At 73.2% G+C, this 14,384-nt stretch carries 9 protein-coding genes; 6 read left to right on the top strand and 3 right to left on the bottom strand.

Annotation, left to right across the window (positions count from 1 at the left end; all coding sequences use genetic code 11):
- Positions 1–24: 24 nt before the first annotated feature.
- Positions 25–2,127 carry a nuclease-related domain-containing DEAD/DEAH box helicase gene (locus BJY14_RS17580; protein ID WP_179844604.1) on the bottom strand — a complete coding sequence of 701 codons (2,103 nt, stop codon included), beginning with the start codon at positions 2,125–2,127 and terminating at the stop codon, positions 25–27.
- Between the two features lie 420 nt (positions 2,128–2,547).
- On the opposite strand from BJY14_RS17580, the gene BJY14_RS17585 reads away from it, so the two are divergent.
- Both BJY14_RS17585 and BJY14_RS17590 read left to right on the top strand, forming a co-directional pair.
- Positions 2,548–3,480 carry a DMT family transporter gene (locus BJY14_RS17585; protein WP_179844605.1) on the top strand — a complete coding sequence of 311 codons (933 nt, stop codon included), beginning with the start codon at positions 2,548–2,550 and terminating at the stop codon, positions 3,478–3,480.
- A gap of 239 nt (positions 3,481–3,719) precedes the next feature.
- Positions 3,720–5,231, top strand: a complete 1,512-nt coding sequence (locus tag BJY14_RS17590; protein WP_179844606.1) for an RtcB family protein — start codon at positions 3,720–3,722, stop codon at positions 5,229–5,231.
- A 56-nt stretch (positions 5,232–5,287) separates the two neighbouring features.
- On the opposite strand, the gene BJY14_RS17595 is transcribed toward BJY14_RS17590, so the two are convergent.
- A complete protein-coding gene (locus BJY14_RS17595; RefSeq protein WP_179844607.1) occupies positions 5,288–5,959 on the bottom strand; it encodes a shikimate kinase in 672 nt (223 codons plus the stop codon).
- A gap of 253 nt (positions 5,960–6,212) precedes the next feature.
- On the opposite strand from BJY14_RS17595, the gene BJY14_RS17600 reads away from it, so the two are divergent.
- From BJY14_RS17600 to BJY14_RS17615, 4 genes are all read left to right on the top strand, one after another.
- Positions 6,213–8,189, top strand: coding sequence for a serine/threonine-protein kinase (locus BJY14_RS17600; RefSeq protein WP_179844608.1), 1,977 nt, complete (start codon positions 6,213–6,215; stop codon positions 8,187–8,189).
- Positions 8,190–8,286: 97 nt separating this feature from the next.
- Positions 8,287–9,417: an ABC transporter permease gene (locus tag BJY14_RS17605; protein WP_179844609.1), complete on the top strand. Its 1,131-nt coding sequence runs from the start codon at positions 8,287–8,289 to the stop codon at positions 9,415–9,417.
- Positions 9,414–10,142: an ABC transporter ATP-binding protein gene (locus BJY14_RS17610; protein WP_179844610.1), complete on the top strand. Its 729-nt coding sequence runs from the start codon at positions 9,414–9,416 to the stop codon at positions 10,140–10,142. Before BJY14_RS17605 ends, BJY14_RS17610 begins: the two co-directional genes overlap by 4 nt.
- 53 nt (positions 10,143–10,195) lie before the next feature.
- Positions 10,196–10,780: a TetR/AcrR family transcriptional regulator gene (locus BJY14_RS17615; protein ID WP_179844611.1), complete on the top strand. Its 585-nt coding sequence runs from the start codon at positions 10,196–10,198 to the stop codon at positions 10,778–10,780.
- 33 nt (positions 10,781–10,813) lie between these two features.
- Here the strand turns inward: BJY14_RS17615 and BJY14_RS17620 are convergent, their stop codons facing one another.
- On the bottom strand, positions 10,814–14,374 hold the full coding sequence (locus tag BJY14_RS17620; protein ID WP_179844612.1) for a hypothetical protein: 3,561 nt from the start codon (positions 14,372–14,374) through the stop codon (positions 10,814–10,816).
- Positions 14,375–14,384: the final 10 nt, after the last annotated feature.

Genomic DNA, 14,384 nt, shown 5'->3' on the forward strand with positions numbered 1-14,384 from the left:
CGTCCCCGCTCCTCCGGCGGGTGCTCACCGAGATCGGCGATCTTCTCGCCGGGCACGGCCCGACGTGCCGGTGACCGAGCCGAGCCAGAGCAGGTCGCGGGCGCGGGTCATGGCGACGAACAGCTGGCGGCGGGCGAGTTCGGCGCGTTCCTGGTCGGCGGCGGCCTCCTTGGTCGAGGCGGGCAGGTCGGCGTCATGGTGGGGCAGGAAGACGTACTTGAACTCCAGACCCTTGGCGCGCCGGTAGGTGCCGAGCTTGACGGCGTCGACCGGACGCCCGTCATAGTTCTCCAGCCGCAGGACCGGGATGCCCGCGCGGGTCAGCAGCCGGTGGTAGTCGCCGATCTCCTTCAACGAGCGGCACAGGACCGCCATGTCGGCGAACGCGCCAGGGCCGTCGGCCAGCTCCTTGATCGCCTCCACCAGCCGCTGGTCGTGGTCGGCCCCGTCGGCGGCCTCCACGCGCAGCACCCTTCCATCGTGGTAGGTCAGGTCGACGCTGCGGCGGCCGTTGGGGCTCGGACCGTCCAGGTCGTCGAACGGGTCGTCGGAGACCAGTTCCATCGCGGTCTGCAGGATCTCGGCGGCGTTGCGGTAGTTGGTGCGCAGCACCGCGCCGCGGCCCTTGATCCCGATCCCCGCCTCACCGAGCCGGAACCCGCCCGGATACACCGCCTGCTGCCCGTCCCCGATCAGCAGCAGGCCGTTCGGGCCGTCCCCGGCCAGGGCGTTCAGCAGTCTGACGCCGGTCAGGGTGAGGTCCTGGATCTCGTCGACGATCACCGCGGCGTACGGCGGATCGGCCGGGCGCTCGCTCAGTTCCGCCAGCGCCGCCAGCAGCACGTCGCTGAAGTCGCAGACGCCGCGTTCGCCGCGCAGCATCTCGTACTCCTCATAGAGCAGCCACGCCGCCTCCCGGTGCGCCGTCTGCAGCGCGGTGCGGCGGCCGTACCGTGCGACGGAGCGGTACTCGTCCAGGCTGGACAGGCCCCGGCCCTTGATGACGTAATGGATCTCCTCTTCCCAGTACCCGGGATTGGGGTCGATCTCGGTGAGCAGGCTGTCGCGGCCCACGCTCACCCAGGCACGGGAGAACGCGTCCGCGGCCCGGTCGCGCTTCAGCGGTACGTGGACGCCCCGATCGGCCAGGAACGCCTGCGCCCAGGCGTGCAGGCTGGTGAACTCCACCCGGTCGGCGAACGTCCCCGCCATCCGGCGGAACAACTGCCCTTGCACCCGCGGCAGGTTGTTGACGTAGGTGACGTACAGGATCCGACCCGTGCCGCGGGCCGCCAGGTGCGCGGCGCGGTGCAGACCCACGACGGTCTTCCCGGTTCCGGCCGGGCCGCTGATACGCGCCGGGCCGCTCCAGTCGCGGCGCGCGAGAGCCACCTGGTCGGCGTGCAAGAACGTCATCCACTGCTCGATCGGCGCGTGGAGCAGCGACTCCATGGCCGCCTGCTCCACCTCCTCCACGGCGAACAAGGCCTCCCCCTCCGTGTCCGACGACGTCGAGGCACGCGGCCGCTCGTCCAGCACGGTGGTCTCGTAGGCGGGGAAGGCCTCCTCCAGATGCGCGGTGACCGCGCGCACCATGGCCGGAGTCAGCCGTTTCGGCTCGGCGACCAGGGCGTTGACCGCATCGGGGTCACCGAGCAGCCGGACGCGGCCGAGTTCGGTGTCCAGACGGTGGCCGGCGAACACCATGAGCGGACGCACCGCGACCGGGGACAGTCCCAGCGCCGCCACCTGCTCCTCCGCCGTACGGGTCATGGCCAGCAGCTTGCGGACCTCACCGTCGCGGTCCTGCGCACCGGCCGTCAGGCGACCGTCGTCGACCCGGGGCACGTCCCGCCAGCGCTTGACGTCGATGACGAACACCCCGCCCGGCCCCACGGTGATCATGTCCACGTTCGCCGACCGTGAGCCCGGCCAGCGCCGGTCGACCAGCAACCGCCAGCCCAGGGCCGTCAGGCTCAGCAGCGTCGCGGCGACGCGGCGCTCCGCCTCGGCCGCGGCCTCGAAGCGCCCGGCCAGCTCGTAGGCCTCCCGCGACCGCCGCGCCAGCTCCAGCGCGTCCTCGCGCGCCCGCCGCCCCCGTGCCCCCGCCGATCCGCCAGCCCCCATCGCGCGCCTCTCGAACCCGTCGGAAAGTTACGATCTTCAACAGATAGCAACGACGACCTTCGAGTCAACAGCGCATTGGCCACATTTGTCTCCACCCGCGCGGGCGGCGGCGCGACCACGCCGGGCGGCTCGGGCGGGCGGCCTCTCCGGCGGATTCTGCCCCCCTTTCCTCGGGAACCCTCCTGATAAGATCGCCGCGCAATCAAAACTGAAAAGCCCCTGGCTCTTCAGTCGTCCGCGAAAGCGGGCGCACGAAGGGCCGGGGCAGACGTCACCGGGATCCCTTTGTGCGCCCCAACAAACAAAGGGGTTCCCGTGACAAGGAAAAGTTGGCGCCCGCGAGATCTCCTCGCAGGCGTCCGCAGGTATCTGGGGACGCTGTCAAGCGATCTCCGCGCTGCGGACAAGAGGGTGCTCGCGATGGTCATGACCGCGAACGCGGCGGGTGTCGCCAATGGCTTCATCCTGGCGCTCACGGGCGTGACCGAGAACGTGGGACCGATGACGGCGGCCTGCGTCTCGGTGTTCTTCGGCACGCCGGTCCTGTGGCTGTTCTTCAGACCGTCGCTGCGAAGCCACTGGTCCGTATGGATGCCGTCCCTCCTCCTGGGCATCAGCATGGGAGTGAACAACATGGCCTACCAGAACGGCTTGAGGTGGGTTCAGTTACAACTCCTGCAGCCCCTCTCGTTCCTGTTCAGCGCCATCTTCCTGGTCGGCCCCAGGGTCGTGCGTGACGCCAGGAACGGGAGATACTCGACCGCCATGTGGCCGGTCCTCGCCGGGCTCGGCATCTGGACCCTGGCCGCCGACACGGCCGGCGGAGCAGGCGGCGCGGGCGGACGGGCCTTCACCGACGCGATACCGCGGATCCACGTCCTCGGCCGGCTCGTTCCGGATTGGGGGCTGGGCCTCGGAATCCTGTTCCTCACCGCGGCCACGTACGCCTACTACAGCAGGAAGATGGAGGTGTTCGGCACGGAGGTCAGCGGAAAGATCAACACTCTGGCCTCCATCCCCGCCTTCGTCATCCTCGCTTTGGGCGCGTGGGCGTTCGAGAGCGACTGGACCGGCGTGACGGACGGCTACTGGCTGTATCTGCTGATCTGCGCGTGCAGCGGCATGTTCCTCTCGCTTCTCAACGGAGTCGTCATGGTGAAGGCCTACGGCAGAGGCCTTCTCGCGTCCACGACCGTGATGCTCTCCCCGCTGCGGACCCTCCTCGGGACCTTCCTGGGGATGCTCGCGGCGCACACCGCCCCCGGCCCGCTGGGGTCGGCGGCGATCGGCCTGATCCTCGTCGCCTCCTGCGGGGCGGCGGTGATCCAGAGTCGGAAGGCCGACTCTGAGTGACCCGGCGGCGGGGAGGCTCTGCCTCCCCGCCGTTCGCGTGCCGCCAGGTGGCCGCCCGCGCGGCCGTCCGGAACGCATATTCGGTTGGCCGGGCTGCGCGGCCCGGCTACTGTTCGTCCCACCTCGCGGCTGCTGAACCTCGGGGAGTCCATCGCCTGCTGAGCGATGTCCCGTGCGTCCGTTCTGGACGACCACGTCTGTGACCCATGCCCGAAACACAGCAGCCACCAGGGAAGCTCATGACCGCGCTCCAGCAGGATTCTCGCCTCGTCCGTACTGACGACGACTGGCTCCATCTCCCCAACCGCTGGGACGTCCCCGTCGACATCTGCGCCGGCGCCGACGTGCCGATAGAGCCCGGCGCGGTCGAGGAGGTCCTCACCGTGCTCGAAACCGCCGGCACCTTGGCGCGGCTCGCCGACGCGACCGGGGGCGGGGAGGCGCGCATCGACCGCGTCGCGCTCACCCCGGATCTGCACAAGGGTGCCGGGATCCCGATCGGCACCGTGCTGCGGACCACCGGCGCGCTGATCCCGCAGGCGGTCGGCAACGACGTCAACTGCGGCATGCGGCTGGAGACGACCTCGCTCACCGTCGACCAGGTCCGTCCCCGCCTGGACGCGCTGGAAGGGCGGCTGCGGCACCTGTTCTTCGAGGGCGGCCGGCGGATCGCGCTGTCGGGGGTCCAGCGGGAGGCCCTGCTGCGCGACGGGCTGCCCGGCCTGCTCGGCGTTCCGGGCGATCGCGCGGGCGGAGTCTGGTCGCAGCACCGGCCCGAGGACGGGCGGCCGGGCCGGATCCACGGCGAGCGGTACCCGGCCACGACCGCCGAACCGTTCCGCGACTGGATCGACAGCGCGGGCGGCACCAGCTACGACAGCATCATCGGCAGCGTCGGTGGAGGCAATCACTTCGCCGAGCTCCAGTACGTCGCGTCGGTCCACGACCGGCACGCCGCCTACGCCTGGGGGTTCGAGCTCGGGCAGGTCGTCCTGATGGTGCACAGCGGCTCGCTCTCGCTGGGGCACCAGGCCAACGCCGACGGCCTGGAGCAGGCGAGGAGGGCCTGGCCCGCACGCGTCCCGAAGCCGGACAACAAGATCCTTCCGATCCTCCTCGGCGAGCGGAACGAGGCCGTCCTCCGGCGCTACCTCGACGCGTTCGGCAACGCCGCGAACTTCGCGGTCGGCAACCGGTTCTTCCTCTCGCTCATGCTGCGCCAGGGGCTCGCCGCCGAGTGCGGCGCCCTCTCCGCCGATCTGGTCTACGACGCCCCGCACAACCTGCTGTGGCGCGACGACGACGGGTCGGTGGTGCACCGCAAGGGCGCGACGCCCGCGGGCGGGTACGCCGACATGGCGGGCGGACCGTACGCGATGTGGGGCGAGCCGGTGATCGTGCCCGGGTCGATGGGGGCGGCCAGCTACGTGCTGCGCGGGCACGGCAACCCGCGGACGCTGGCGAGCGCGTGCCACGGCGCCGGACGCCGCGTTCCGCGCGGGGCGGCGTCCCGGGCCGGCGACGCCGAGCTCGACGCGTTCCTCGCCGAGTTCCGTGTGGTCACGCCCCTCGACCACCGCGATCCCGCGGTGGCGCGCCGCGCGGACGTCATGGCCGCCTGGCGGCGCGACCTCAAGCAGGAGGCGCCGTGGGTGTACAAGGACATCGGCCCCGTGGTGTCCAGCCTGGGACGGGCCCGCGTCGCGGACCCGGTGGTCGAGCTGCGGCCGCTGCTGACCGTCAAGGGGTGACCCGCCAGGCCCGGCCGTCCGGACGTCGCGGACGGCCGGGCCGTCGTTCCCTCGTTCTACTGGTCCAGGCCGAACGCCGCGGAGACTCGGCGTGCGAGGTCCTCCTCGGTGACCGTGGGGTCCACTCTGAGCCCGTTCAAGTCCAGGTCCCGGGTCTGCTCGGTGAGCCGGTCGGTGAACATGGCGTCGCGCTGGAGCAGGTTCCGCAGCGCGTGCGGCGGGTCGGCCGTCCTGGCGACGAACCCCCACGCGGGCCCACCGCGGTCGTCGAACACCGCCTGGCGGAACCCGGGCGTGGGCAGCAGCCAGACGGCGTGGCCGATCTCGGTGAGCAGGGGCCGGACGAGGTCGGGCAGCAGCCGGAACCCCTCGGCCAGCACCGGGCGGTCGGCGGGAAGGGCGAGAAGGTCCTCGACGATCAGGTCGAATCCCTCACCCCGGTACCAGTGGAAGGTGTCGAGCATCTCGCGCGGGCTCCTGGCCACCCACCGCTCGTCCATGTCCATGGCCGCGAAGTCGCGCAGGTAGGGAGCCCGTTCGGCGGGCATGCGGCGGGCGTGGTCGGGCATGACCGCGTCGGTGTCGTACAGGCGCATCCCGTACCGGCCGGCGATGCGCCGCGCGATGGTCGACTTCCCGGCCCCACTGCCGCCGCCGATCCAGTAGACGTGCCGCAATCTTTCCCGCGCGACACCGGGGTGGGCCCCTTCGTCCAGGGCTGAGTGCATTCGTCGGCTCCTCGCGCGCGCCTGTCGGCTTGGGCTCCCACCGGCACCGCGGCCGGTCGGCGGTCCCGTAGTGCTCAGCGTACTGACGGGCCGTCCGGCTCCAGGCGTCCTCGCAGCCCGCACGCGCCGTCCGCTCTTGCTCTGGACGCGGTGGCGTTTTCCGGAAAGACTCATGCTGAGTACACGGAAGATCACTCACCGCAGCATCGGCCGACCGTGCGGCGCGGGTGACGGCGAAGGGCGGGAACGGGACGTGGTGCCGCGACCTGGGCAGGAGCTGAACCGGAGATATCGGCTTGTGGAGGTGCTCGGGCAGGGCGGCATGGGGCAGGTCTGGTCGGCCCTCGATCTGGAACTGGAACGCCGGGTGGCGATCAAACTCGTGCCCGTGGACGTGCCCTCGGACGCGGCGCCGGAACTGCTCGCGCGACTGCGGCGGGAGGCCAGGACCGCGGGGAGGCTCCAGCATCCGGGGATCACCGCGGTCTACGACCTCGGCAGGCACGACGGGGCCCCGTACGTGGTGATGGAACTGCTCGACGGGCGGAGCTTCCGGGACCTCCTGGACGCCAGCCCCGGGGGCCTGCCCGTCGACCGGGTCGTGGACCTCGCGATCGAGGTGGCCGACGCGCTGGCGTACGCGCACGCCCAAGGCCTGGTGCACCGGGACATCAAGCCGGGCAATCTCATGGCGCTGGCCGGGGGCGGCGTGAAGATCTGCGATTTCGGCATCGCGCGCTTGCCCGAAACGACGGCCATCACCGTCCGGGGTGTTTCCGGGACCCCGGAGTACATGGCGCCCGAGCAGTCCCCCGGCGCGATCGATGCTCGTGCCGACATGTACGCACTGGGCCGCACCCTCTTCGTGCTGTTGACGGGCAAGCACGCCTCCAGCACGTCGCCGGACGGCATCTCCCGGGAACTCTGCTCGGCCCACCCCGACATCCCACCGCGGCTGAAGCGGCTGCTTCTGCGACTGCTCGCGGTCGATCCGGCCGAGAGGCCCGACGCGGCCCTGCTCCGCGACCGGCTCACCGCGCTTCGCGACGGCCTGGACGGGCCCACCGGCGCTCGACCCCTTCCGGCGCGTACGCGGGAGACCGCCTCGGACCGACGCCCCGGCGACGCGCCCCCATCCCCGATCCCGCGCCCCCGCGCGACGAAGGGGCGGCGACCCGACCCGGAGCTGTTCACCTGGCCCGAGGTCCGCGAGCCGCGCGCCTGGATCGTGCGGACGGCGATGGCGTCCGCTCCCGCGTGGTTCCTGATCAATGCCTGTCAGTTCTGGTACCAACTGCCCGCGCGCCACAGCTGGTTCACGCTGTTCTGCGTCGTCGTCGGCGCTTACGCACTGGGCGCGATGACCATCTCCGAATGGGATTACCCGGATCGGCGGTCCTCGGCAGGGCAGGGAGATGATCTGCCGGACCGGCCGGGTCTGTTCGGAGGGTTGCTGACCGCGGTCGCCCTGCTCATCGCCTTGCTGTTCTACGGCGTCCGGGCAGTGACCGGCGCCGGTGGCGATCGCTGGCTGATGCTGTTCTGGACCCTCGCCGGCCTGGTCTCCTTCACGACCGCCTTCAGCACCAGGTGGATCCACTCCTATGAGTCCGGGATGAAGTCCTTGATGCTGAGCGACTGGGCGCGGTGCCGGGCGATCGCCGGAACCGCGGCGAGCACGGTCTGGTTCGGCGAGCCCTACGAGGACTCCCGGCTGCCGGGGCTCGGCGATCTACCCTCCGAACTTCCGGCCGCTCGCTTCTTTCGCTTGGAGAAGGGCCCCTTCTCCGTCGCCGTCGTGTGCGGATTCAAAGTGCTGCTGGTCTCCACGACGACGTGGCCCCCCGGGTTGTACCAGGATGTCGGCTACAAAGAACTCCTCCGGGACGGGCGGTCCTTTCCTTCGGGCGTGCGGGAGATCGAGGAACTCGCCAGCGCCCGGTTCGACTGGGTCTACCGGGTCAACAGCAGGCAACCGCACCGCGTGCCGAAGTACTCCGACGTCGGAGCCGTTCTCGTCGTCGGGCGACCTGCCGACGGCACGGGTGACGTGGTGCTGGGTGACGGCTCCTCCCTGTCGCTCTCTTCGATCAGATGCACGACGCCGGCCGGTTTCCCCGACGTCGTCCGCTCGCGCTTCGAGGGGGCCGACCGCATCGATCTGCCGACGATGGCGAGGATCCTCGACCACTACGACCGGACACAGGACCCGGCCCCGGACGAGACCTGACCGCACTCCGGGCCACCCATGGCCCCCGGGGCAGGTTAGCGACACCGTGTTGGTATCTTGACGACATGATGTCGACAAGTGCCGGGGTGTGGGGCTGATGTTCCTCGCGCTTCGTGAGCTGCGGTTCGCCAAGGTCCGGTTCGGGCTGATGGGCGCCGTCGTGGGCCTGATCGCGGTTCTCATGGTCATGCTGTCCGGGCTGTCGGTGGGGCTGGTCAGGGACGGCGTGTCCGGGCTGCAGAACCTGCCGGTCACCTCCTTCGCGTTCGAGCGCGGCGTCCAGCACGACTCCGCCTTCTCCCGGAGCGTGGTGGACGTGTCCGCCGTGGACGCCTGGCGGGGGCGGCCGGGTGTGGCGGAGGCGGCGCCCTACGGGAACACGCTCGTCAACACCAAGAGCGACCGGGGCGTGGACATCGACCTCGCGCTGTTCGGGGTGGCGCCGGACTCGTTCCTGTCGCCCGGCGTGGGCGAGGGCTCGCGCCTGGGGAGCGCGGACGGTGTCGTCGTCAGCAGCACGGCCCTGGACGCCGGGCTGCGCATCGGCGACACGATCACCGTCGCCCGGCTCGGGACGAGGCTGCGCGTCGTCGGCGCCACGCCCCGGCAGAACACCTTCGGGCATGTCGACGTGGCCTACGTCCCCCTGCGGACCTGGCAGCTGATCAAGGCCGGAGCGGCCCCGGGCGACCCGGTGCCCGCGCACGCCGCGCAGGAGATCACCGCCGTGGCGGTGCGCGCGAAGCCCGGCGCCTCGGTCGACCTCGCCGCGGGCGACGCCGCCGCCCGGACCGAGAGCCTCGCTCTGGAGGACTCCTACGGCGCCTCGCCCGGCTACTCGGCCGAGACGTCCACGCTCCAGCTCATCCAGGTGTTCCTGTACGCGATCTCCGCCCTGGTCGTCGGAGCGTTCTTCGCCGTCTGGGCGATCCAGCGCAAGCACGAGGTGGCCGTGCTGCGCGCCATGGGCGCGTCGAGAGGGTGGCTGCTCCGCGACGCGCTCACCCAGGCGTTCCTCCTGCTCGTCGCCGCCGTCGCGATCGGCGCCGGGATCGGCGTCGGCCTCGGCTCGCTCATCACCGGCGGCGGCATGCCGTTCGCCCTCAGCGCCCCGAGCGTCACGGCCGCCGCCGCGGGGCTCGTCCTTCTCGGGCTCGCCGGCGCCGGCGCCGCCGTCGCCCGGATCGCGTCCATCGACCCGGCCACCGCCCTTGGAGGCAACCGATGACCGGCCGGACCACGCCGACCGCCGGGCCGCCCGAGGCCGGCGCGACCGACCGCCCGGGCCTGGTCATGGAGGGCGTCTGCCTCCGCCACGGCGACGGCTCCGAGACCGTCCAGGCCCTCGACGACGTCGATCTCGCGGTGCGCCCCGGAGAGCTGGCCGCCATCGTCGGCCCGTCCGGCGCCGGGAAGTCGAGCCTGCTCGCGGTCGCGGGCGGGCTCGCCCGCCCGGACCGGGGCACGGTCACGCTCGCGGGGCTCGACATCACGGCCGCCGGGGCGAGGGCCAGGGCGAGGCTGCGGCGGGAGCACGTCGGGTTCGTCTTCCAGTCGGGCAACCTGGTCCCGGCGCTCACCGCCGCCGACCAGCTCCGGCTTCCGCTGCGGTTCCGCCCGCGCCGCGCCCGCTCGGGCCGCGACCCCCTCGCGCTGCTGGAGGACGTGGGGATGGCGGACAAGGCCGACCGGCGCCCCCATCAGCTGTCCGGCGGGGAGCGGCAGCGGGTCGGCATCGCCCGGGCCCTGGTGACGGGGCCGAGCGTGCTGCTCGTGGACGAGCCCACGGCCGCCCTGGACCGGGCGCGCAGCCACGAGATCGTCCGGCTGCTCGCCCGCGAGGCGGAGCAGCGCGGCGTGGCGGCCATCATGGTGACCCACGACCACGACGTTCTCGAACACTGTGACACCGTGTACGAGATGATCGACGGACGCCTGGCCGCGCTCGCCTGACGCCCCGGCCGGGCCGTCCGGCGAGTACGGCGGGACCGGTGGGAGGGGGCCGCGTGCCGAAGATCCAGGCGCCGACCGTGGCGGAGCACCGCGCCGCGCAGCGGGCGGCGCTGCTCGACGCCGCCCGCGCCCTGCTGTCCGAGGACGCCGAGCGGGCCCCCGGCCTGGCGGACGTCGCCCGCCGGGCCGGGCTGGCCCGCTCCAGCGTGTACGCCTACTTCAAGTCCCGCGACGATCTGCTCGACGCCCTCATCGTCGACACCTTCCCCCGCTGGTCCGCCTTCGTCGAGGCACAGATGGGCAAGGCCAGGACGCCCGGCGACCGGGTCCTGGCCTACGTCTACGCCAACCTCCGCCTCGTCGCCCGCGGAGACCACGCGCTGGCCCGCGCCCTCGCGGCCACCGGACGCACCGACACGCTGGCCAACTCCAGCCGGCTGCTCCACGACGAACTCCAGACGCCGCTGCGCGCGGCCCTCACGGACCACGGCGCCTCCGACCCCGACCGGACGGCCGAACTCGTCCAGTCGATCGTCTACGCCCTGACGCGGATGATCGAGGACGGCCTCGCCGAACGCGCGGCCCGCCGCCTCGCCCACGAACTGCTCGCGCCCTATCTGGAGTCCGCGACCCCGTAGGCGGGGCGGAACCGGCTCGGTCGGCGCCGTGCGTCACCCGGTCCAGAGGTCATCGACCGCGGCGCTGACGGCCGCGGGTTCGACCCTCGCGAGGGCCTTCAGACTCAGGGACCACGAGGCGGCGCGCAGCGCCAGAGCGAGCAGCCGCCGCGCCCTGTCCGGCGCGGCCGACTCGGCCACGAGCACGAACCGCTGCGCCTGCCAGCCGGTATGGGAGATCTCCAGGGCGAGGGCCTCGGCCCGGTCGAGATCGCCGACCGCGACCGCCCCCTCGGCCAGCCACGCCAGCGCGTTCGCCCGCTGGACGGGCAGGGGGTTCGACCGGGCGGTGTCCTCGGCCTGGTCCATGAGGCGGCGCGCCCACGCGGGCGGGGCAGCGGCCCCCGCCGCCTTGAGCACCTCGGTCACCCCCATCACCCGTTCCCCCGGTGACGTCGCGGAACGGGCGATGTCCTCCCCTCGGTCGAGGTCACCGGCGGCGGCGACCGCCCTGGCCAGCGTTCTCAACTCCATGTCGCGCCTGCCGGGATCGGGGACGGCACGGGCGGCGGCCTCGGCCCGGTCGGCGAAACGGTGCGGATCCCGCCCGGCCGGCGCCCCCACCGCCCGGGTCAGCGCCGACGCCAGCGCGATCGGGTCGGAGACGTCGGAGAGCGCGGCCTCGAAGCGGTCGACGCACGCGCGGACGCGTTCCGCGTCGCCGCCGGCCACCGCGGACCGGACCACCGCGGCCAGCGCCCCGGCCCGCCGGTTCCGGTCGGGGACCGAGTCGGCGGCGGCCGCGGCCTGGTCGACGTCACCGAAGGACGCCAGGGCCGCGACCGCGGCGCCCGAGGCCTCCGACTGCCAGATCGGGTCGGCGACCAGGTGGGCGGCCGTCACCGCCTGGGCCGCGAGCCGCCGCGCCCGTGCCCGGTCCCCGGCGGCGTCCGCGGCCTCGGCCACCTCGACCAGCGCGCGCGCCTGCCGGTAGGGGTCGGGGACGGCGCGGGCGATGGTCTCGGCGTGGCGGCGCTCCCCGATCGCCGCCAGAGCCCGCACCAGTTCGCCCAGGCGCATCGCCTGCCCGCGACGGTCGCGTTCGGAGCGGACGGCGCCCATGGCCTCGTCGGCGAGCCGCCGTGCCCGTTCCAGATCACCGGCGGCTCCCACGGCCTCGATCAGGACCGCACCGAACCAGGGACGAAGGGAGACCGAACGCGCGAGCGTCTCGGCGTCGGCGGCGAGCCGCCGGGCCCGCTCCAGATCACCGGCGGCCCCCGCGCCCCCGGCCACTTCGGCGAGGGCGGCGGCCGCCCGGCTCTGGTGGAGGACGGAGCGGGCGATCGACTCGGCCTCGTCGAACTCCCCGGTGGCGGCCACCGCCTTCACCACCTCGACCAGGGTCCGCGGCCGCCAGTGGTCGTCGGCGATGGAGACGGCCAGGGCCGCGGCCTGGTCGTGCCGTCCCGCGCCGGCGGCGGCCCTGACCACCCCGGCCATCGTCTGCCCCTGCCCGTACGGGTTGGCGATGGTGCGGGCGACCGCCACGGCCTGGTCGATGAGCCGCCGGGCCCGCTCCAGGTCACCGGCGGCCGTCGCGGCCTCCACCGCCGCCGCGAGGACGGCTCCCCGCTCTTGCGGGTCGAGCGGGGAACGAGCGATAGCCTCGGCGCGGTCCGCGAGCCGCCGGGCCCACTCCGGATCACCGACGGCCCCGGCGACCGCGGCGACCGCGGCCATCTTCTCCGCACGCCACCGCGGAAGGGGGAGGGAGTCCGCGAGCGTCGCCGCCTCGTCGAACTCGCCGGCGGCCGCCATCACGTCGGCGAGTGCCATCCTCCGCCAGGACGACTCGGGGATGGACCGCGCGATCGTCTCGGCCTGCGTGCGCTCTCCCACCGCCACCAGCGAGGCGACCACCCCGGCCAACCCTTCCGCCTGCGAGTCGAGATCGGACGCGGGCCCGGACCGGGCGGCGCCCGCGGCCTCCTCGGCGAGCCTCCGTGCCGCCCCCGGGTCGCCTGCGGCCCCAGCGACCTCGACCATCCCGGACAGTTCGGCCGTCCGCCACCGCGGACCGGCGATGGAACGGGCCGCGACCTCGGCCTGAGAGAGGAAGCGCCATGCCCACTCGAGGTCGCCGACCGCCACCGCGGCCCTGGCCGCCCCGGTCAGAGCCCGCGCCCGCCGGTCCGGGTCGGGTACGGAGCCGGCGAGCGCCTCGGCACGGGCCGGCCGGCCGGCACCGGCCCAGGCGGCGGGCACTTCGACGGGGATCTCGGCGTTGCGCTCCGTCAGCCGCTCCCGGGCGATGTTCAGCGCGAGCATGGCCTCCAGATCGGGTTCCGGACCAGCGCAGATCAGGTCCATGGCGGCGCCGATCTCGGCGAGGGCGGTGACGTCGCCGCCGGTGATGTCGAGCATCCGGTCGTGGCGGGCCCCGTCCGTCCCGCAGGCGACCGTGCGGGGCAGATCGCCGCGGCTCGCCAGCAGCCGGTGGTAGCCGCGCAGCAGGTACTCCGGCGTCCCGGCGGGCCAGCCCCGGCCGCGGTAGCCGTCCGCCCAGGCGTGGAGCCGCTGCCGGTACGCCTCCAGACGCTCCTCGCCGAGGTGGGCGACGGCCATGTCCTGCAGTTCCTCGTGCGCGAGGACGTAGACCTCGTTGCCAGGTCCGGGCCGCAGGTGGCTCGCCCGGGTGGAGAACGTCCGCCCGGTCACCGCGCGCAGCCGGTCGTCGACGTCGACGACCGGCACGCCGGTCAGCTCTCCCAGGTCGCCACTGGTGAGCCCGCCGCCGGCCGCCACGACCAGTCCGAGCAGATCCCTGGCGAGTTCCGTGCCGTGGAGGAGGGACCGCAACTCCCGCTCCGCGTCCACCCGGACCACGCGGGCCGCCTCCGACGGCGCCAGGGACCGGACGATCCCCGGATCGCGGAGCGGATGGTCGTCGGGGACGTCGGAGGGGACGGGCGGGTGCGGGCGGCCGGCCAGCACGACCCGCACGCCCTCGGGCGGCCGGACGGGGAAGAACGCGGCGATGCTGTGCGCGTCCGGCCCCGTCGTCGCCCCGCGGTCCTCGTCGAGCCCGTCCACCACCAGGACCAGGCGCGCACCGGCCTCCCGGCACCGCGCAGCGGCCTCGTCGAGCAGGCCGAGAAGGTGCGCCTCGCGATTGGCGTCGGTCAGGAACGCGGGGACGGGCTGCCCGGCCGCCTCCGCCAGCTGCTCCAGCACCACGTCCGCGAACGCGGCCCGGTCGCTGTTGCCGGCCCAACGCGCGGTCACGAAGAAGGACACGACGTGCACTTTCGGCGGGGGGTTCAGGACGAACCACGCCAGCAGCGCCGATTTGCCCGACCAGGCCGGAGCCTGCCACCACGCCCACGAAGGCCCGGAATCCCGGGTGCAGAAATCGGCCAGTTCCGCGAGCTCGTCGTCGCGGTCCAGCAGCCGCGCGGGAGCGATCCTCCGCACCTGATGCAGGTACGCCGACCGTGCCAGGGGCGACGCGGCGGTGTGGACGTCGCCGATGTGGACCCCGGAGATCGCGACGCCGCCGTGGTCGGCGCTCGCCGCACCGGACCCTCGGACCGACCCTCTCGGCTTCTTCACCGCCACCCGA

The organism is Actinomadura luteofluorescens (assembly GCF_013409365.1).
Taxonomy (GTDB): Bacteria; Actinomycetota; Actinomycetes; order Streptosporangiales; family Streptosporangiaceae; genus Spirillospora; species Spirillospora luteofluorescens.